Source organism: Anaerorudis cellulosivorans (assembly GCF_025943985.1).
GTDB classification, from domain to species: Bacteria; Bacteroidota; Bacteroidia; order Bacteroidales; family Dysgonomonadaceae; genus Anaerorudis; species Anaerorudis cellulosivorans.
Window position 1 is genome coordinate 53,973 of sequence record NZ_JAPCWE010000001.1, and the last position, 20,677, is coordinate 74,649.

Consider the following 20,677-nt stretch of genomic DNA (forward strand, 5'->3'; position numbering starts at 1 on the left):
TTTTAAAAATTAACATTTACTCCCAACAAGAAGGTGCGGGTACGCGGATAAGTCTGTCGGTTATCGACGCCCGGCTCCAGTCCGCCGAGATTGATTTCCGGATCAATACCCTTATAACCTGTAATGGTAAACAGGTTGTTACACGTAACATAAAGACGCAGCCCTTTGATGTATGGATTGATAACGCCAAAGTTGTATCCCAAAGTGAGGGTAGAAAGCCGCAGGTAATCGCCTCTCTCCAGATAACGGTCCGAAGGTGCATGCGAGTTGTAGTCCGTGGCCAAGTTATCTTCAAACATCGAAGCCAGCACATTCTTTCCGTTACCCACACTGGCATAGTTACTCAAATAGGCGCGAGTTCCGTTCATGATCTTGTTTCCGAAAACACCCTGGAAAAAGGCAGTCATGGTCCATTTCCCGAAATTCAGCGTGTTATCCCAGCCCAACGCCAGTTTTGGCTGAGCCGATCCGGTTGCAGTACGGTCGTCGTACAACGGCTTGGCCGTAGTAACCACATCCCCCGTCAGGTTATCCGTGTACCGTCCGTCGGCCTGTCGAGTAACTTTCGAAGCAAACTCATCCCCATAGAGATCTTTCAGACTTCCCTCGCCATATACATAAAAATGCGATACACCCTCTTTGTAACCTGCCCATTCCCAAGTATAAAACTGTCCGATGGGATAACCCTCCATCACCCGTTGCACGGTAGCCGTTGAAAAACCTGCAGCATCCAGGTTAGCCCGGTCGAAATAATCGACGGAATAAGTATCGTTGGATAGTCTCTCCACCCGGTTTTTGTTGTGGGAAAGATTGAGCGACGTCTCCCAGCTGAAACGACCGGTTTGTACAGGTATAGCATTGAGATTAAATTCGATTCCCTTATTGCTAATCTCTCCCACATTTGCCGTCAGCCAGTTATAGGGATAACGGGTGGTAGATACCTGATAATCGGCAATCAGATCCTTTGTACGCTTGTCGTATAATTCAATGGTACCGTTCAGGCGGCTGTTGAAAAAAGAGAAATCCATACCCACGTTAAACATACCTGTACGTTCCCATTTCAGATCGGGATTCGCATTTCGGGTCGGTCCGATTACATGATACTGTTCGGTCTCGCCCAACGGTGTCACATATTCAAACCATCCGGTAGCACCATAAACCTGTGTCGCGGTAAATACGTCAAATCCCAGCGAGTTCCCGCTGATACCGTATCCCACACGCAACTTCAGGTCATCAAACACATGGAGGTCTTTAATAAAGGGTTCCTCCGAAAGACGCCAGGCAACCGATGCCGAAGGGAATGTACCCCATCGGTTATTCTTACCAAAAGCCGAAGAACCATCACGCCGGATAGTCGCCTGAAGAATGTATTTGCTGTTGAAAGAATAGTTGGCACGACCATAAACGGAAATCATTCTCAATGTAGAAAGCATATAACTGCCATCTCCAAGTCCGAGGCCGTTGATATCTACTTTGTTTCCCATAGCCAGGTTATAGTAGGTTAAATCGTCATTGTAGAAATCGTAGGTGGTTAACTTAAATCCGTCGTTATCGTTACTTTCCTCCCAAGAATACCCGGCCATCAGTCCCAGTTTGTGACTATCGTTAAAAGTTCGGTCATAATTAAAATAGCACTCGATCATTTTTTTCTTGTTGCTAATAGTCGATCGGTCGGCTTTACCATTCATCCCGACGGCTACAAGCGACTTTGTCGTGTTATAGTTGCTGTAAATGAACTGTTCGTTTTGATAGGCAAGCGTCATGTTGTACTTCAGTCCCTTCAAGATATCCAGCGAAGCCTTCACATTTCCCTGTATCTGTTTGTTCTCTGTGTCATACATATTCTCCCTGATCAGCGCCACAGGATTATAATTTTGAGAGATACCGATATTTTCATACCAGGTACCGTCTTCATTTTTCACGGGAACAAGCGGCGAGTAATAGCACATCGCATCCAGTACACTTTGTCCCTGAGTGGCAAAGGGCACACTCCGGCGGTTGGTCACACTGGTATTCACGTTGAACGAAAGGGTGAGCCGGTTATTCATCGCTTTCGACTCGACATACGCCCGTCCGATAAGACGATCCATCTCCGTTCCCTCAATCACACCTTTGCGTTCCATGTAATTGATACTGGAATTATATGAAACCTGTTCCGATCCGCCGTTAATAGAGACATTGTGATTATGACTTAATCCCGTTCGTTGCACCTCTTTCTGCCAGTCGGTATTGGCACCCAGATCGTTGATAAGGGTAATGTTATTCTGAGTGGCATAACGACGCAGTTGGTCGCCATCCATCACATCCCAGTTTTTCAGTATCTCATCGGATGCAACATAGCCGCTGTAATTAATGGCGGTATGTCCGGAACGACCCTTTTTGGTATTGATGATAATCACACCGTTTGCCGCTTTCGATCCATAAATGGCAGTTGCCGTGGCATCACGCAACACATCAATGCTTTCAATGTCATCGGGAGCAACCAGAGCAAGCGACATGCCGGGTACACCATCGATCACGTAGTAGGGTTCCTGCGCTGCTCCGCTGCGGATAGTAGATGCACCACGCAGCGTAATGGAAGGTGAAGCGTTAGGGTCGCTACTCTGAGTAATGACCAATCCCGGCACCTTACCCTGCAGCAGCTGCGCGGGATCGGAATAGGCACCTACGTTCATCTTCTCTGCCCGCACAGTGGTAATCGAGCTGGTTACATCCTTACGCGCCATGCTGCCATAACCAATCACCACCAACTCTCCCAACGCTTGCGTATCCTCTCGTAAAACCACATCAACATGGGTTTTACCTGCGGTGTTGACATCTTGTGTTAGATAACCGATATACGAAATACGAAGCAGGGCATCATCGGCAACGCTCAACGTAAAATTTCCATCGAGATCCGTAACCGTTCCATTGGTCGTTCCAACTTCAACAATATTGGCTCCGGTAATTGGCATGCCTGCTTCATCTACCACTCTTCCGCTAATTTGCTTCTTCTGTTGAGCAATGCTTTCTATGGTCGTCATCGAATTACCCGGTACCTTGGTTGTGCGACGTTTATACACCGTCACCTGTCTTTCTACCAAGCTGTAATTCAAATCCGTACCCTTCAACATCATTTTCAGAATATTCCCAATGTTCTCATTCTTTACACGAATAGATGTCTTTTTATCGAGTTCGGTTTTTGCCTCATCTGTAATCAAAAACACATAATCGCTCAATCTTTCAATCTCTGAAAACGCTTTTAACAGCGTTACATTGCTCAAATCCAGCGAAAGCTCCTTCTGTTGAGGATAACTATTTTCCGCACTTAAACCGAAAATGCAGATAAACAAAAATAATGCTGACACTTTCATGATCTTCAAACTTCGGGTGCATTTTTTGCATGCACATCGTTCAGATTTAATAATTTCTTTCATACCTTTGTAATGAATTTAGTTTACTGATTAGGTTTTATTTGTAAATTAATTTTCGCATGATCGGACAATGTGACGGCATTGTCCGATTTTTCATTGAACTTTTCTTTTTGGGTTTTTACTTCATAGGCATAGCTGTTTTTTTACGTATTCGTATGGCGTTGTTTTCTCTTTCATATTCCGTAGAAGAAAGTATGGAAATGGAAGTCATCACACTATCCAGATGGTTGGACAAAAACAATTTCCCCGAAAAGGTCTGATCGTTTAACTTCGACGTTTCATCAAATTGAACATTGTAATACCGCCCCACCTTTTTCAGAATTTCGGACAAGGGAGCGCTATTAAATTCCAATATCCCGTCCTTCCAGCCGATATATTCCGAAACATTCACCTTTTCTTTCGAAACGGCATTTTCGGTCATCTCGATTTTTTCGTTGGGCATCAATTCGGCTTGATAACCGTCAGCAGCCTCAATTTTAACTTTACCCCTCACCAACACCACTGTTTTGCAGTTATCTTCCTTATAAGCTGTAATATTGAATGCAGTACCTTCTACCAAAATATTCATATCGGATGCATGCACGATAAACGGAATATGCGCACGGTGTGCAACATCGATATAAATCTCCCCGTCAACATAAATTTCACGTCGCTTTTCTTTAAATTCCGAAGGAAAATCCAGCCGGGTACCCGAGTTCAGCCATACTTCCGTACCGTCCGAAAGCGTAATATGGGTTCGTTTACCATAGGGCACAACCAGTCTGCTCATCTCCGTTTTGGCAAGCACTATTTCTTTTTTTGTATCCGTGCCGGCGGTAATCGTAGCCTTTCCCCCTTCGGCAAGTCCGATATGGGAGTTATGACGTAATGGCATTTTTTTACCGGCTGTAATCAGATAAATCTCTTCATCAGGAAGCGTTTTTCCAACAATCATTGCCGTGCTATCGGGTATCGCATGACGCGCATTATCTTTCATTTCTTTGACGAAGATGACAGACAACAACCCCATTAAGAGCACGGCCGCAACAGAACCGGCACGTAACATCCTCGTGCGCCTTTTATGTTGTTCGATACGATGTTTAACGCTGCTATAAATCTCTTTTTTCTCGGTATCGGAAATCGGGTAGTAATTGATTTTTACTGCATTGAAGCGGGAGATTGCCTCTTGCAATACATCCTCCATATGCGGATTTTCTTTCCTGAAGTTATCCCAATAATCCTCCCACTCTTTCGTTCGAAAAAGTCTCCATTTGATAAACTCCTCATTTTGTAACAAGTTATCAACATCCCGGGAAAAATTAGTATTGATATCCATAGTACCCCTTTTCCTATATAACGAATCGGTTTCACTTTCGTGGACAGAAAAGAGACAAAAAAATCAAAATTTAACACTTAAGCAGACTGCATGAGCCGAAGATTGCTCTTTCGTCGTTATCTCGGTTGACAAAATAGGGGCATTACGGTTGAAGTACGGTTCGGCGGGTAGCACTTCTACCTTTACATCAGTTGACAAAACAGGTTAATAAGCGTCAGTACTACCGTTTTATCGAACAGGTTAGCCTCCGTTGCTTTTTGACGCAATTTTTCCATGGCCCTGTAGAGAAGTTTTCGTGCCGACTCTTCACGCATATTCAATATCACGGCAATTTCCTTATGGGAAATCCCCACTACATATTTAAGATAAATTGCCTCTTGTTGATTAGGGGTTAACTGATTTAACAGCAAGCCCACCCGCTTTTTTAAGATGGCACGGGTTTCGTTTTCAATTATATTGTCCAGCACGGTAACCTCTATGGTAAATCTATCCTCCATCGACTCGATGCTATCGTTATTGCGGTTTTTTCTTGCCAAATCGATCAATCGGTTTTTGAACGATTTAAAAAGATATCCGGCTATATTTTCTATTTGGCGCAAATCGTTTCTACATAAATAAAGTTTCATAAACGTATCCTGTATGGCATCCTTGCACGTTTCCCTCTGATAACCAAGGCCCATTCCATACGCAAACAAATCATCCACATACGTGATATAGATTGCCTCGAAAGAAGCCTCGTCTCCTTTTCCCAAAAATTTTTCCCAATTCAAATCAATTGAAGCCATTTGTATAGGAAATTTTATCATGTAGAGATACAAAAAACAAATTAACATGATTTTTTCTTCATAATCAAATTTTTATTCCCAAAACCCCACACCTAAAATAGAGACAGTTGCTGTTTTATCGAACGTTTATAGGTGTACCCATTCACCGAAAGTATCGATTGTAAGGGTCAATATTTTATCAGCATTTGTGAAATAAATGCCCGATATTCATTGGGTGTCCTCCCCTTTTTCTTTTTAAATATTCGTATAAAATTCGACATGTTATTAAATCCGCACGAGTAGCAAATTTCAGCAACATTTGAAGTCGTTTCAGTTAACATTTGGCAAGCATGGGCAATCCGAATATTGGTAAGATAATCTATAAAAGTACTATTTGTCTTTTTCTTAAAAAAATGACTGAATGCTGATTCTGACATACCTATTAATTCCGCTACGTCATTTAGTTTAATTTCCTTATCGTAATTTTTTTCGATATAATCGCAAACTTTTGCAATTCTGCGGCTTTTCGTGGTTTGTATAATAGAAGAACTGTCAAATTGATTACTCACCAAAACACGTTTATCGGCAACCGATAAATCATGAAGTATTGAAAAAAATTCAAGCACTGTATGGAATCCTTGCATTTTGGTGAGGCGAAGAATTTTTTCACCTACCATTTTTTTTGAAGATTCTGCAAAATCCAAGCCTCGCTGAGCATCAAAGAGCAATTGTTTGATCGGGACAAATAACCGTTTCTCCAAGATGGGAAATTTCAAAATTTGATCCGAAAACTGAATTGTGATGACATGATTGCCTTTTATGATTTCTCCTTTCCATGCATGAGGCACATTTGGACCTATCATTATCAAATCAAGCCCATCAAATTCTTCCACAGAATCTCCCACGATTCGTTTGCCATAGGTATTCAATACTAAATTGATTTCAAAATCAGAATGATAATGAACCGGATAATCAAACATAGCATTCGGATGATCCAACACGATAAATAAATCATTGTCGGAAATAGGGGTTATTTCTTTTTGTATCTCCTTCATCATTAAAACATTTTTCTATGGCAAATATATAAATAATAATGAAAATGCACGATTTTGTTCAAAATAATATAACTATAAAACAAAATAATACAAAAATATTGTCATGTTTTTCCCTACTTTTGCTTCCACAAAAATAAAAGCGAATAGCGATTATATGGAAACAATTTCAGTTGGAATCATCGACGTAATCATCGTATTTGTTTATTTAGGTGCAATCATTTGGTGGGCTTTAAAAAAGGGCAAAAGTGCCGATTCGCAATCCTATTTTCTGGCAGGACGTTCCATGCCATGGTGGATTGTGGGATTATCGCTTTCTGCGGCAAGCATTTCGAGTACAACACTCATCGGTCAATCTGGTGACGCCTACCACACAGGCTTGGCTGTTTTTAACTACAATCTAACAGGGGTTGTTGTTATGGTATTTTTTGCCATATTTTTATTGCCTCTCTATATAAAATCGAAAGTATTCACCATTCCCGAATTTTTAGAGAAACGCTATGACGAACGTTCGAGGTATTATTTTTCGGCAATTTGCATTATTGGAAATATTTTTCTTGATGCAGCCGGTGCACTGTATGCTGCTGCTCTTATTATCAAACTCATTTTCCCTGCTGCCGATCTCCAATTGATCGTTATCGTATTTGCGTTGATAGCCGCTTCTTATACCATTCCTGGAGGATTGTCATCAGCCATTAATGCCGAATTAATACAAGCCATTATTCTTATATTGGGATCTGTTTTATTAACCTATTTTTGTTTTATCCAAGGGGGAGATTATTTCGCAGAGCTGTTTCAAAACAATAACGTCTTAACGAAACTTATACGTCCTTTAGATGATCCTGCAACACCATGGCCGGGACTTATTGTGGGAATGCCGATATTGGGAATTTATTTTTGGGCGAATAATCAAACATTGGTACAACGTGTTTTAAGTTCCAAATCGATTGATGAAGGCCGCAGAGGAGTTATTTTGACGGGATTTTTAACCATTAGTACGTTGTTTATTATCGCTATTCCCGGAGTAATTGCAAGAAACTTATTCCCTGGTTTAGAAAAACCGGATATGGTTTATCCTTCCATGATATTGAATTTAATGCCTGTCGGTTTATTAGGCATATCACTTGCAGCTTTATTATCGGCTTTAATATCGACATTAAGCGCAATTATGAATGCTACCTCTACCTTATTTACCATGGATTTTTATTCAAAATTAAACAAACAATCCAATTCAAAGAATTTAGTTAAAATTGGAAAGATTACCTCTTGTATAGTAATACTAATTGCAGCTGTTTGGGCACCTCAAATTGGAAAATTCGGTTCATTATTAAAATATTATCAAGAAATGCTTTCCTATATTTCCCCTCCCATCGTGGCAGCATTCATATTAGGTGTATTCAACAAACGCACCAATGCCAATGGGGCATTTATCGGATTAATAGGCGGATTAGGTGTGGCTGTGCTCTTATTGTTTTTCAAAACACATATATTTGGCAACCTGCATTTTCTTTTAATTGTCCCCTTTCTCTTCATGTTTAGTTTGATAGTAATATATATCACCAGCCTTTTTTCATCGAAACCAAGTAGCGAAAAATTAACAAATACCACATTCTCTAAAAAAGATTTTATTGAAGAATATTATTCACTGAAAGATAGAGCTTGGTATAAAAATTATTTAGTCTGGTCTATTATATTATTGATAATCTGTGCTTTAATATGGTTCATATTTAGATAAACACATAATAAGTTTTAATAATCAAATGTAAGAATGAGGTATGAAATTAAAAAAATTTGAAAGAAATCCGATCCTAAGTCCAAAAATTGAAAACAGTTGGGAATCGCTAGTTACTTGTAATCCGGGGGTTTATTACGATAAAGGTGTATTTTATATGCTATACCGGGCAGCGGGAAATGACAAGGAACATGTTATCCGTTTTGGACTGGCAACAAGTAATGATGGGATAAATTTTGAGCGTCAATCGAATTTGCCTGTTTTCTCTCCTAGTCCGGATGGTCCCGATGCAGGTTGTGTTGAAGATCCACGAATAGTTAAGTTTGGAAATACGTACTATATCACTTATGCATACCGCCCTTTTCATCCGGGACAATATTGGGAATTTGGTCATGATGAGGTTTTATTGTCGGAATGCGATGATGAAGCCCCTCAGGTGTTAAAATACAATTTAGCCAATTCGGGGCTGGCTGCTACCAATGATTTCCGTTCATTCAGGAGATTAGGCCGCATTACTTCACCCATATTGGATGATCGTGACGTTATATTATTTCCGGAAAAAATTAATAATCAATATGTGATGATGCACCGGCCAAAACAATATGTCGGCGAAAAATATGGTGTAGAATACCCGTCCATTTGGATTAAATTTTCTGATGATTTGTTAAACTGGGAAAATAAAGAAAGTCATTTGCTCCTAACAGGAAGACAAGGAACATGGGAGGAAAAAGTGGGTGGAGGAGCTCCTCCTTTAAAAACGGATAAGGGATGGCTGTTATTGTATCATGGTGTTAATAAGGGTGGACAGGGTTGTTATCGTGTAGGAGCATTATTACTCGATTTAAATAATCCCCTCAAAATCATAGCCAAAACCAACGATTTTATATTAGAACCCGAATTCGATTATGAGTTTGACGGGTACTATAAAGGATGCGTATTCCCGACCGGAAACGTTATTGTCAATGACACTTTATACGTGTATTACGGTTGTTCCGATAAATACGTGGGATTAGCCACATGCTCAGTTGACGAATTGATCGATTATTTACTTAGCAACACCAAAAACAACTAGCACAATAAATTCCGGAAATCGACATAAAAAAAATTATCCTATTCAAAATAGTATAATTAATTAGCAAATTATTTGAATGAAAGGATGATAGAAATATCTACTTTTGAAAAATAGAATCCGTCTATTGTTTAGTAACCGCTGATAATTTAAAATGAACATGAAAATGAAAAGAAAAAAACAACCATCCTTATTATTATTTTATTGCCTGGCAATCATGCTGTGGTGGATTACTCCTCATGTTACCTTTGCCTCTATCGAACAAGAGGGTGATCCGATAAATGTGTCGGGGTACGTTAAGAACAGTCAAGGAGAAGTTCTTATAGGGGCAACAGTAAAGGTGAAAGGAGAACCCCTGGGAACCGTCACCGATATTAACGGCTTCTATACCCTGAAAGATGTGCCAAAAAATGCTGTTTTGGAATTTTCCTACGTTGGTTTTCAGTCACAAGAAATACCGATTGAAGGCAGATCGAGAATTGACGTGGTTTTGGTGGATAATTTACAATTGCAAGAAGTTGTGGTAGTGGGATACGGTACAGTGAAAAAGAGCGACCTCACAGGATCGGTTGCAAGTATAAAAACCGATGTTGTGAAAGATATTCCGGCCAATTCCATCGAAGGATTACTGCAAGGACGCGCAGCCGGTTTGCAGATTGTAAATTCTTCGCAAGATCCCGGTGCAGGCTCAATAGTACGTATCAGAGGTGCCAGTTCTTTGCGCGGTTCAAATTCTCCGTTAATTGTTGTCGATGGCTTCCCCTTAGGTGAAGCAGGCGATTTGAAACAAATAAATCCAATCGATATCGAATCGGTAGAAATTTTAAAAGATGCTTCAGCCTCCGCTATTTATGGGTCTCGCGGTGCAAACGGCGTCATTTTGGTGACCACTAAAGAAGGGCGCATAGGAAAGCCTACCATACAAATCAAGCAGCAGCTGGTTATGTCTGAATTTACTTCCAAACTCAATTTATGGCGAGATCCTGTTCTCATGGCATTACTTAGCAATGAGGCTCGAACCAATGCCGGACTGTCCCCGCTTTATGTTGGTGAAGTAAGTTCTACGGGTATCTATTATCCCTCCGTTGAAGAACTTATGACTACCTGGAAAACGAATACCCGATGGGATGAACTCGTATTCAGAGATGCTCCTCTATCCAATAATACTACCCTTTCTTTTGCCAATTCAACTGAAAAAACCCGTATTAATTTTAGTGCAAACTATTTTACCGATCAAGGTGTATATATCAAGGATGATTACGACAAATTGGGGCTTAATTTGAAAGTCGATCACAAGCTATATGACAACCTAAACCTTCGTTTTTCCGATATTATATATTTAGGAAACCGAAATACCAATAACGATTTGGCATATTGGCGAAATCCCATATTCCCTGTATATGATGAAAATGGAGATTACTATTTGACGAGCAGCAACGATTACTCACATCCCATAGCGATTTCGGATCACAGGAAAAATCAAACGAAAATGTTTGATAATATCGGTTCGGCTGCCTTGGAATGGCAAGTATTCCCATCGCTGCAATTAACCTCGCAACTCAATTACCATTATGGTAAATCTACCCAAGATGCCTATTATCCCAAAAAATATACCGAAGCCGGTACATTCAATAACGGACAAGGGGTGATAAATAATTGGGAAGGACAAAATTTTGTTACGGAAAATTATGCCAATTTCCAAAAACTCGTAGCAGACCGACACGACATCGGTATAATGATAGGACATTCATACGAGTATTACATGTCTCGAAGTTCGTATCTTCAAGCAAATGATTTTGTAAATGAAGCCTTGAAAAACGAAAATATGTCGGCAGGAAATCCCGAAAAAAATGTGATCAGCAACGGTTACTCCGAATCGAAACTTTTGTCTTACCTGGCAAGAATAAATTATACTTACAATAATAAGTACTTGCTGACATTTACTTCTCGAGCCGATGCTTCGTCTAAATTTGGAAAAGATAATCGATGGGCTTTTTTCCCTTCCGGCGCAGTCAGCTGGAAAGCTCATGAAGAGAATTTTATCAAAAATTTGAACCTGTTTGACGAATTGAAATTTCGTTTCAGCTACGGCATTTCAGGTAACCAAGGTATAAGCCCTTATCAAACATTGAGCAGATACGGAACGGGGAAATATTACAACGATGGCAATTGGGTAACCACTATTGGTCCGGGCTACGTATCCGGATGGACCGGACCGGGATGGATTTATCGCGTATGGAGCGGGATACCCAATCCGGGTTTGAAATGGGAAACGACGGCTCAATCGGATTTCGGAATCGATCTCGCTTTTTTTAATCGAAGATTGAGAATGACGTTTGATTATTATAACAAATTGACGTATGATCTTTTACGCGAACGTAATTTAGCTCTTTCTTCGGGTTACGATAAAATGTGGGTGAATGATGGTAAACTTCGAAATCGGGGCATCGAACTAACCGTCGATGGTATAATTCTCGACAACAACGATTGGACGTTGTCTGGGACTCTCATCTTCTCAAAAAATAAAAATAAAGTGCTCGATCTAGGAAATACCCTCGAGTCGGGTTTGATTACCAATGAACGAACCGGTTTACTTTTCGAATACAGTGGCAATAATTTGGAACAGTATAGAGGATACACCAATATATTGGCCATAGGTCACCCTGTAAATGTTTTTTATGGATATAAAACAGACGGAATCATACAAACCTTGGCTGAAGGCTTAGAAGCCGGACTGACCGGTGAATATGCCATGCCTGGAGAATACAAATATGTCGATTTGGATACAAATGGCACAGTCGATGAAAACGATAAAGATGTTATTGGAGATCCCAATCCCGATTTTACCGGCAGTTTATCACTGAATGCCCGATGGCGGAATTTCGATGCCGAGATTTTCTTAAATGGAGTTGTAGGTAATGATGTGGTCAATACCCAAGCATTTAATCAACCGAGCAACCAACCCTTGCGTTGGACGCCGGATAATCCCACAAATAAATACCCAAGTTTAAGGGATGGCCGGCAAGTTATGTTTTCCGATTGGTGGATTGAAGACGGTTCGTTTTTACGCGTCCAAAATTTAACACTGGGATATACGGTTAAGTTGCCAAGCGAAAAAATAGTTGCCTCAAAACTCCGTTTATATGTAAATGCTTCCAATTTGTACACCTTTACCAACTTTAAAGGATATGATCCTGAAGTCGATTTATTAGGGGTATATTATGGTGGATACCCACGTCTAAGAAATTGGACTTTTGGTATCGATATAACTTTTTAAAACGCTATTATTATGAATACTAAAATAAAACTCGTTATCTTCTTTTCTATCGCTCTCCTTTCGGCTTGCAATTTGGATGAATACCCTTACGGATTTTATTCTGAAGATAATTTTTTCAAGACAGCCGAAGATGCAGAAGCTGCTGTTAATTATGCATACGGTACGCTGAATTATTTGGAATATTCACGATCGATATTTTTCCTCGGCGATATGCCGACCGAGATGTTGACAACAAAATCCGATGCGTCGGTACACAATCAAGACTTGAACAATTGGAAAGTAATCAATTTTAAAACCAATGAGACGCTCGAGAATTTTTTCAAATATGCCTATATCGGAATCAACCGAGCCAACGCAGTGATTAAAAAAGTGCCGGATGCGGATTTCGATGCGAAACTCAAAAATCAATATTTAGGGGAAGCCTATTTTCTTCGTGCTTGGAATTATTTTAATTTGGTTCGCAACTTTGGTTTGGTTCCAATGCACTACAGCCTTGTTGAAACGTTAGAACAGACTTCGGCCGGTTTGGCTGCCGATATGGATGAAGCGTGGGGAATTATTTTTACCGATTGCCGCAAAGCCATCGAATTATTGCCTGTTTATGAACAACCCAGAATCGGACGTGCCGATCGTGTTGCAGCTCAATCGTTATTGGCAAAAGCCTATTTATATGTGGCCAGCGCAAAAGAAAACAATGTGCTTTTGTATCGCGATATGAAACGCGATGTTACCCAAATGTATGATAGTGCAGCATATTTTGCCAATGAAGTGATTACCAAGCAAAATACGTATGGATTTGAAAATAATCTACTTAGCATATATGATGTTGAAAATCCGCGGGGCAAAGAAAAAATATTCATCATGGGAATGGATAGAACCGGTCAAAGCGAAGGAGAATATTCCAAAATATCGAAAATGTTCATTCCTTATATCGATGGAGCGACCATTTATTTGAAACAAGGTGATACCGATGAATTTATTCCATCGCATGATGGATGGGGAGAATATCGTACAGAGATTGATTTTTATAACGAATACGATGCCAATGACAGACGAAAAAATCACCTGATAGTGAATAAAGTATATGATGCCAACGGGCAGGTAAAAAGTGAATATCCCGGTAATTTGTTATATCCCTTCTGTCGTAAATATATCGACCCTAAATTTGAAGGAGACAAAACAAGTACCCGACCTTTTTTGATCCGTTACTCTGATATAGCATTAATTTACGCCGAAGCTGCAGGTCCGAATGATCAATCCTACAACCTGGTCAATTACATTCGTTCACGAGCCGGTTTAGGAAATTTGCGGCCGGGTTTGAGTACCGCCGATTTTAGAAATGAAGTAAGGAAAGAAAGAAAATTTGAAATGGCTTTCGAAGGCGATTATATGTATGATCTTCGTCGTTGTAATAAAATTGGGGAAATTAAGGAAGTTGTTGATGCCGGATTAACCGAAAATCAATATACATTTTATCCTATACCTCAAGCCGAAATTAATTTGAATGGTGAATTAAGAAAATAATAAAAGGTATGAAAAAAATAATACTAGTTGTCAGTCTGATCGTGGTTGCCATCTTTCAACAATCCTGCGTAAAAGATCCGTTAGCCGATATAGAGGAAGGCAAATGGAACAATGAGCGATCCGTTTTGAGCATTAAGTTTAAAAATCAAGTTGGAACAGCCGAAATTCAACGCATCGATGAGGAGAAAGGTGTAATTTATATTAAATTGAATGTGGATGCAATACCCGATCTATCAAAAGTTGAATTGGAAAAGATTTTACTCTCTTACCGCGCTACCTGTTCAATCCAACCCGGCAGTACTCTCGATTTTAATAATGCGGAAAGAAAAGCAACGATAACGGTCACATCACAGAATGGAAAAACAAGGGAATACACCATATATGCAACCGAATTTTCGGAAACCCTGATTGGAACATGGACCATCGACGATTTGGTCTTATATGGAGGAACCGGTCCCGAATGGTGGGGAGGCGGAGTGTTGTCTTTATTGGATAAACCATGGTGTTGGAAAGTGGATAATTTACCGCAAGCCGAATGCGACAATACCCTCACCTTTACCATGACCGAAATTTCGGATGAGGGAAATACTTCCGGCATATGTGTCAATGATCCGGGTCCGGATGGTAAATATGCCGATTTTATCTTTAATGGCAGTCAAAATCCGGAGAATCCGGGAGTCGATATCGACGTGAATCATTTTTATCGTCAAATTCCTAAGGGAGAAAGTCATTGGGTAAGAAATTATTCGGCAGGAACAATCTCTTTTACCGATAAGGATGGAAAAACAACGATAAGTGTATTGGAAAATCCGGGTACGTATTTGCTTTTCAAAGATAACATTGGCAATAATATCGAACATTGGATAACCATTCCTCATAACGCTTTTTCATTCCAATTATCCGGAACTGACGATTGGACCCGCATTTATTCCGATTACGATAAATTTGTAAAAAAACCCCGCAAATTTTTCATAATGGTGACAAAACAATAAATTTACAAATTAAAATGCAGGGATGATAAGTTGATTCCCTGCATTTTATTCCACCTTAAAAACAAATGAAGAATATGACAAAATACATCCTTTTTCTCTCGTTACTGCTAGTTTCGTTTGCAGGTTGCAACAGCGAAAAAAATATTACCTATGTAACCATTCATGGCGATACCTTAGTCAGTAAAAATTATATCGGCAACGGCGTTCAATGGGATCCCTATCAACTGGATTACGGTGAAGTGAAACTGAAAATTTCCCCCTCGGATTGGGAAAAATTATATGCTCGCCTCGATTTTATGCGCCCTCATTTTATCAGGGTGATGCTCAATACCACCTCCTTAGTTGAAAACGGCATTCTCAACCCCGATAAGAATTTTGAGAATATCAAACCTATTTTGGATTATTGCCAATCACGCAATGTCAAGGTTATGTTTGGTGATTGGGGTTGGGGATTGATCGATGAATCCGATATAAATGAGCGGAATATCAAATATGCAGTCGATTATTTGAATTACCTGGTAAATGAAAAATCGTTTTCATGCATCAACTATTACAATTTGATAAACGAACCCAACGGCTATTGGGCAGCCACTAACGGCAGTTATCCGGTATGGAAAAAAGCCCTTCGTTTTTTCCATGATGAAATGGAAAATCAAAATTTGACAAAAAAACTGAAAATTGTTGGACCCGACATTGCGATTTGGGATACCAAAGAAACATGGTGGATCGATAGTTGTTCGACACACTTATCGAAAGAAATCGGACTTTACGATATTCATACCTATCCATCCAAAATTACGGTAAATTCCGGAAAATACAGCGATATCATTCAAGCCTATCAAAAACAAGTTCCTGAAGACAAGCAAATCGTTATGGGTGAAATTGGCCTTAAATTTGTGGAAGAAGCCGATTCCGTCTACAGAAAAGAAAATATCAGTCGGGCACAATCAAAAAAGTATGCATCGAAAGACGATTCCCAACTGTTTGTTTACGATTATATGTATGGGATAGATATGGCTGATGCTTTATTACAAACGATAAATGCAGGGTATTCGGGGTCAGTCGCCTGGATGCTGGATGATGCCATGCACGCTAACGAATCACCGGAAAAGTTGAAAATATGGGGTTTTTGGAATATATTGGGAGAAGAATTTTTTGGCAAAGAAGAAGAAAAAGTTCGTCCCTGGTATTATGCATGGTCGTTGCTGTGTCGGTATATGCCCACAGGATCTGATGTGTATAAGGTAAGCGTAACCGGGAATCCGGCTATAAAAGCTGCTTTTTCGGGGAAAGACAACCACTATATGTTGGCATTACTTAATATTTCAAACGAAGTTCAACAAGTGAAAATTCGGCACTCTTCGTTAACCGGATTGGATCATGCAAAAAAATTCGTTTACTCGCAGGATAACTTAAAAACAGAAGGCGATCATGTATTATTGCCCACTGAAAATAATTTGACATTGCGATGGGATAAGGGAGAAATCATCACTGTGCCGGCCAATTCGTTGGTTGTTTATACTACTTTTGAATATTAAATTACACGCGTTTAGTATACTGAGTTAAACGTGTCAACGGCAAAAAAACAATTTAACCGATTGGACAGCATAATCTTTCCAATTTACGAATAATAATTACTTACTGCACAATGAAAAATAACAAGGTACTTTTGGCATTTTTATGGATCCTTTTTACCGTTTCCTGCTCAAGCACCGAAGACGGAATCGAAAACACAGAGGATAATACGGAAGAAGAAATAACGGAATTATCCCTGGCCGATAAAAACGCTACGTTGGAAACCAAAGCATTATATGCCAATTTATGGGAAATACAACAAAAAGGATTTATGTTTGGACATCATGATGATCTTTGGTACGGACGTAAATGGTACAATGAAGCCGGGCGTTCCGATACCAAAGAGGTATGTGGTGACTATCCTGCGGTTTTCAGTGTCGATTTTGGTCCCATTATGGATGATCGGTGCCTCACTGAAAACGGTATTCGTGAAAATGCCATCCGAAGGAGAGTCATATTGGAAGCCTATGAACGCGGAGAAGTAATCATAGCTTGCATGCATTTGAATAATCCGTTAACCGGGGGTGACTCGTGGGATAATTCGCGCAACGATGTGGTAAAGGAAATTCTTAAGGAGGGCAGCGATACCAATAAACGATTTAAAAGTTGGCTGGATCGTTTGGCCGAATTTTCATCCCATCTAAAAGGCGATAAAGAAGAAACAATACCGGTAATTTTGCGCCCTTTTCATGAACATACCCAAACATGGTCGTGGTGGGGAAGTTCATGTACCACTCAAAACGAATTCATCAATTTATGGCATTTTACTGTGAACTATCTTCGGGATACCAAGGGAGTTCATTCTTTTATTTATGCCATCTCGCCTCAAATGGATTCACCCAAAACAACGAATGACTTTTTGTATCGATGGCCGGGAAATGACTATGTCGATTTTGTCGGAATGGATTCATATCATGGATTAAATCCCAATACGTTGACAATTAACGCTCATGCCCTGAGCAAATTTTCAAAAGACATAAAAAAGCCTTGCGGGATCACAGAAACCGGAGTAGAAGGCATCCGTTATCCCGATGGATCTCCGGTTACGGATTATTGGACCAAGCAGCTGTTAACCCCGCTTGTTGGTCAAACCATAAGTATGGTGGTAATGTGGCGAAATGCTTATGATCCGGCAGAAGAAGGCACGCACTTTTTTTCCGTTTACAAAGGACATGCATCAGAAAATGATTTTTTGAAGTTTTATAATGATCCGAGAACTTTTTTCTCTCACGATTTACCCGATATGTATTCCATGCCCAAAAAAATAAAAGTAAATTAACAAGAGAGAAAAAAACCATTCGATTCTTTCCCCGCCTCTGCTCGTACGCTTGTGCAGCCGCCGTCCCCGTTTTTCCACTTCTTCCGCTTCTTTCGCCGCTTCTCCCACTGCCTTCGCTTTTCCGCCCTCTCCGGCCTTCATCATCTACCAACTCTTGAACAAACTCATCGTTTTTGCTCCGCTTTTAACCCCAAATCCTACACTTTCCTACACTTTCCTACGCACCCGAAACCCGCTCCCCATCTAACTTTCCTACACTTCCTACACTTCCTACACTTCTTGTTTTTCTTACACTTCCGGCTCTCTACATTCCTACACTTATCGCCTTCCACGAAAAAGTCAAGATTGTATCGTCCTGAAATTTGTTTACAGTTTTTAGTTTATAATCCTGAATCCTGTTTACTTTTTTGTAAACCTATTTCAGAACTAGACACTTTTTTATTTACCGGTTTTCTCAGCCGCAAAATTCATCTCTCCTATTGAAGTATGGGCAACACCCCGGATTTTTTTACCCTCAACCTTGGCTTTAACATCTACGTATTCATTGTCAACATACAGATTACATCTTAAAGAGTCCTTAGCATAACGTAGATTCGTCAATTTAATTTTATTGCCTTCACCAAATTTAACTTCCCCTTCCAACCTATTCTCTTTTTCAAAAAAATACAGCATCCCTTTCTCATAACCATAAGGTGCGGAAGGCACTTCAAATTTCCATTCGCCAACAAGACCTTTATAATCTTGATCTATACCGGCATTTGTTGAAATGGCAACAAACGCAGCGATGCATGCAAAAACCAACATCTTTTTCATTTTCTCATGATTTTAAAAATTTATACAATTCTATTGTTTTTCAAAAACTCTTTTCTAAAATTACCGGAATAAATTGTCTGACAATTCATTTATTTTTCGTTGGTCAATGAAAATCAACTTACAAAGGTAACATTTGTGCTTCAAGCACCATACGGTAAGCCGTTAAAGTTTTGTGGGCTTGATTTTTTATTTTTGCTCGTTTGGAAATACCTCTTTTTTCATGTACATTTGTTTCGATAAAGAATATCAAGAAAATTTGTTGTTTAATAAAAGAAAAAATAGATGCAGAATAACGCAAAACCTTTTGTGAAATGGGTTGGGTTTGTTCATTTTCCTCAACAAAACGTGTTTTATATGTCGAACATCAAGTTTCAATTCATACACAAAAGAAAGTTTTGACGACAGTGAGCAAATTCGTCTAACACGATTTTGTACTACGCTCGAAGTTCTCGTTCAAAGAAATATTTCATAATCTTGCCTAGATGAAACAATACGAAGCTGTGATATTAACACTGGAAAAACTTGGAGGAGTTGCAACATTAGGACAATTGTACCAAGAAGTTTTAAAGATAGAAGATTGTAAATGGAAAACAAAAACTCCATTTGCAAGTATTAGAAGAATAGTACAAACTAATGAAAATATTTTTAAAATAAAACCAGGGTTATATGGGCTAAAACAATTAAGAAAAGAAATCGAAAATAGAGGAATTATAATAGAAACTGATAAAACAAAAGACGCAATCGAACTACAAGAATTTAATCACTCTTATTATCAGGGTTTACTTTTAATTGTTGGGGAATTAAAAGGATTATCAACATTCGTCCCTAATCAGGATAAAAACCGAAAATTTTATGATGGGAGAAAATTAGGAGATATTAGCTCACTGTCAGAATTACCAAAATTTTCTTTCAATTATTTAGTTCAAAGAAGTTCAACAGTCGATGTTATCTGGTTCAACGAGAGAAATATGCCTCATTCTTTTTTCGAAGTTGAGCATTCAACCGACATTCAAAATTCATTGCTAAAATTTAATGATTTACAAGACTTTTATTCCCGCATGGTTATTGTTGCTGACAATAGAAGAAGAGAAGAGTTTTTGAATAAAATAAAGTATTCTTCTTTTAAAGATTTAACAAAAAATAACAGAGTGTCGTTCCTCGACTATGAAGCATTAAATAACCAATATGAAAGTCTGATTGAACAACAAAAATTCGAATTCATTCTTTAAATTGTAGAATAGATATGGAAACATTTGTAATAGAAGTTCAAGAAATTTTATCAAGGAAAATCGGTGTTGAAGCGGAAAATCTTGAGGGTGCAATATCAAAAGTAAAAGAAGATTATCGTAAAGAAGAAATTGTTTTGGATTCAGATGATTTTCTAGAAGTTGATTTTTATCCTTACATAGATCATTCTCGGATTGATGACATATTACAAATGAAATACGAAGATCCAAGAACTAAGTTAAGTGAAATTCTTTGTCTGATTGGTATTCCGAAAGAAAAATCTAACCTCATTGCTACAGAAGCAGGGAGTACTCAATGTATTGTAAATGAAGAATATTTATTTGAACTTAAGATTAAATCTTATTTTATAAAGGAAGCTATAAAATATATAGATATGTTTTATAAAGGTGAACTTTAAGTTCAACATGATTTTGCCGACCCTCTGAATTTTATATCATCGAGATTTAATTTTAGAAAACAAAATATCCTAATAACTTTTTAAACAGAATATGAAATTTTGAGGGGAATTCTCTACTGCTCGAACCACCGAGAGAGAAAGCGTGTTTATCAAAAGGCAACAACCATAATGGCTGCGCTTCATATGTTTGGAAATTTATACCCGGTACATGTTAAGAACAAATGTAT

The 20,677-nt window shown here is 39.0% G+C and carries 14 protein-coding genes; 9 read left to right on the forward strand and 5 right to left on the reverse strand.

Translation table 11 applies throughout. The features are described from left to right. Nucleotides 1–2 precede the first annotated feature (2 nt). The 4 genes from OLM34_RS00210 to OLM34_RS00225 all read right to left on the reverse strand — a co-directional run bounded on the left by OLM34_RS00210 (nucleotide 3) and on the right by OLM34_RS00225 (nucleotide 6,547). Complete coding sequence (locus OLM34_RS00210; RefSeq protein ID WP_413777169.1) at nucleotides 3–3,416, reverse strand: TonB-dependent receptor; 3,414 nt, start codon at nucleotides 3,414–3,416, stop codon at nucleotides 3–5. Between the two features lie 115 nt (nucleotides 3,417–3,531). Continuing rightward, complete coding sequence (locus tag OLM34_RS00215) at nucleotides 3,532–4,728, reverse strand: FecR family protein (RefSeq protein WP_264404376.1); 1,197 nt, start codon at nucleotides 4,726–4,728, stop codon at nucleotides 3,532–3,534. 182 nt (nucleotides 4,729–4,910) lie between these two features. Next, complete coding sequence (locus OLM34_RS00220; RefSeq protein WP_264404377.1) at nucleotides 4,911–5,513, reverse strand: RNA polymerase sigma factor; 603 nt, start codon at nucleotides 5,511–5,513, stop codon at nucleotides 4,911–4,913. 167 nt (nucleotides 5,514–5,680) lie between these two features. Then, entirely contained in the window at nucleotides 5,681–6,547 is an 867-nt protein-coding gene (locus tag OLM34_RS00225) for an AraC family transcriptional regulator (RefSeq protein WP_264404563.1), read from the reverse strand. 154 nt (nucleotides 6,548–6,701) lie between these two features. On the opposite strand from OLM34_RS00225, the gene OLM34_RS00230 reads away from it, so the two are divergent. From OLM34_RS00230 to OLM34_RS00260, 7 genes are all read left to right on the forward strand, one after another. Beyond that, nucleotides 6,702–8,279 carry a sodium:solute symporter gene (locus tag OLM34_RS00230; protein ID WP_264404379.1) on the forward strand — a complete coding sequence of 526 codons (1,578 nt, stop codon included), beginning with the start codon at nucleotides 6,702–6,704 and terminating at the stop codon, nucleotides 8,277–8,279. Nucleotides 8,280–8,319: 40 nt separating this feature from the next. Beyond that, on the forward strand, nucleotides 8,320–9,348 hold the full coding sequence (locus tag OLM34_RS00235; RefSeq protein WP_264404381.1) for a glycoside hydrolase family 130 protein: 1,029 nt from the start codon (nucleotides 8,320–8,322) through the stop codon (nucleotides 9,346–9,348). Between the two features lie 157 nt (nucleotides 9,349–9,505). Then, nucleotides 9,506–12,622 carry a SusC/RagA family TonB-linked outer membrane protein gene (locus OLM34_RS00240; protein WP_264404383.1) on the forward strand — a complete coding sequence of 1,039 codons (3,117 nt, stop codon included), beginning with the start codon at nucleotides 9,506–9,508 and terminating at the stop codon, nucleotides 12,620–12,622. Nucleotides 12,623–12,634: 12 nt separating this feature from the next. Next, a complete protein-coding gene (locus tag OLM34_RS00245; RefSeq protein ID WP_264404384.1) occupies nucleotides 12,635–14,146 on the forward strand; it encodes a RagB/SusD family nutrient uptake outer membrane protein in 1,512 nt (503 codons plus the stop codon). Nucleotides 14,147–14,154: 8 nt separating this feature from the next. Further along, nucleotides 14,155–15,138, forward strand: a complete 984-nt coding sequence (locus OLM34_RS00250) for a DUF5018 domain-containing protein (RefSeq protein ID WP_264404385.1) — start codon at nucleotides 14,155–14,157, stop codon at nucleotides 15,136–15,138. Between the two features lie 74 nt (nucleotides 15,139–15,212). Further along, nucleotides 15,213–16,676, forward strand: a complete 1,464-nt coding sequence (locus tag OLM34_RS00255) for a hypothetical protein (RefSeq protein ID WP_264404387.1) — start codon at nucleotides 15,213–15,215, stop codon at nucleotides 16,674–16,676. A 110-nt stretch (nucleotides 16,677–16,786) separates the two neighbouring features. Then, nucleotides 16,787–17,992 carry a glycoside hydrolase family 26 protein gene (locus OLM34_RS00260; protein WP_264404388.1) on the forward strand — a complete coding sequence of 402 codons (1,206 nt, stop codon included), beginning with the start codon at nucleotides 16,787–16,789 and terminating at the stop codon, nucleotides 17,990–17,992. Between the two features lie 438 nt (nucleotides 17,993–18,430). Here OLM34_RS00260 and OLM34_RS00265 read toward each other — a convergent pair whose 3' ends face one another. After that, entirely contained in the window at nucleotides 18,431–18,805 is a 375-nt protein-coding gene (locus tag OLM34_RS00265; protein WP_264404390.1) for a hypothetical protein, read from the reverse strand. 482 nt (nucleotides 18,806–19,287) lie between these two features. Between OLM34_RS00265 and OLM34_RS00270 the strand changes: the two genes are divergently transcribed. Further along, on the forward strand, nucleotides 19,288–20,034 hold the full coding sequence (locus OLM34_RS00270) for a hypothetical protein (RefSeq protein WP_264404392.1): 747 nt from the start codon (nucleotides 19,288–19,290) through the stop codon (nucleotides 20,032–20,034). A gap of 14 nt (nucleotides 20,035–20,048) precedes the next feature. Then, on the forward strand, nucleotides 20,049–20,450 hold the full coding sequence (locus OLM34_RS00275; RefSeq protein ID WP_264404394.1) for a DpnD/PcfM family protein: 402 nt from the start codon (nucleotides 20,049–20,051) through the stop codon (nucleotides 20,448–20,450). Nucleotides 20,451–20,677: the final 227 nt, after the last annotated feature.

Excerpts from the sequence above, each read along its gene's own strand:
- OLM34_RS00210 (WP_413777169.1), bottom strand. The coding sequence starts at position 3,416 with ATGAAAGAAATTATTAAATCTGAACGATGTGCATGCAAAAAATGCACC.
- OLM34_RS00215 (WP_264404376.1), bottom strand. The coding sequence starts at position 4,728 with ATGGATATCAATACTAATTTTTCCCGGGATGTTGATAACTTGTTACAA.
- OLM34_RS00220 (WP_264404377.1), bottom strand. The coding sequence starts at position 5,513 with ATGGCTTCAATTGATTTGAATTGGGAAAAATTTTTGGGAAAAGGAGAC.
- OLM34_RS00225 (WP_264404563.1), bottom strand. The coding sequence starts at position 6,547 with ATGAAGGAGATACAAAAAGAAATAACCCCTATTTCCGACAATGATTTA.
- OLM34_RS00230 (WP_264404379.1), top strand. The coding sequence starts at position 6,702 with ATGGAAACAATTTCAGTTGGAATCATCGACGTAATCATCGTATTTGTT.
- OLM34_RS00235 (WP_264404381.1), top strand. The coding sequence starts at position 8,320 with ATGAAATTAAAAAAATTTGAAAGAAATCCGATCCTAAGTCCAAAAATT.
- OLM34_RS00240 (WP_264404383.1), top strand. The coding sequence starts at position 9,506 with ATGAAAATGAAAAGAAAAAAACAACCATCCTTATTATTATTTTATTGC.
- OLM34_RS00245 (WP_264404384.1), top strand. The coding sequence starts at position 12,635 with ATGAATACTAAAATAAAACTCGTTATCTTCTTTTCTATCGCTCTCCTT.
- OLM34_RS00250 (WP_264404385.1), top strand. The coding sequence starts at position 14,155 with ATGAAAAAAATAATACTAGTTGTCAGTCTGATCGTGGTTGCCATCTTT.
- OLM34_RS00255 (WP_264404387.1), top strand. The coding sequence starts at position 15,213 with ATGACAAAATACATCCTTTTTCTCTCGTTACTGCTAGTTTCGTTTGCA.
- OLM34_RS00260 (WP_264404388.1), top strand. The coding sequence starts at position 16,787 with ATGAAAAATAACAAGGTACTTTTGGCATTTTTATGGATCCTTTTTACC.
- OLM34_RS00265 (WP_264404390.1), bottom strand. The coding sequence starts at position 18,805 with ATGAAAAAGATGTTGGTTTTTGCATGCATCGCTGCGTTTGTTGCCATT.
- OLM34_RS00270 (WP_264404392.1), top strand. The coding sequence starts at position 19,288 with ATGAAACAATACGAAGCTGTGATATTAACACTGGAAAAACTTGGAGGA.
- OLM34_RS00275 (WP_264404394.1), top strand. The coding sequence starts at position 20,049 with ATGGAAACATTTGTAATAGAAGTTCAAGAAATTTTATCAAGGAAAATC.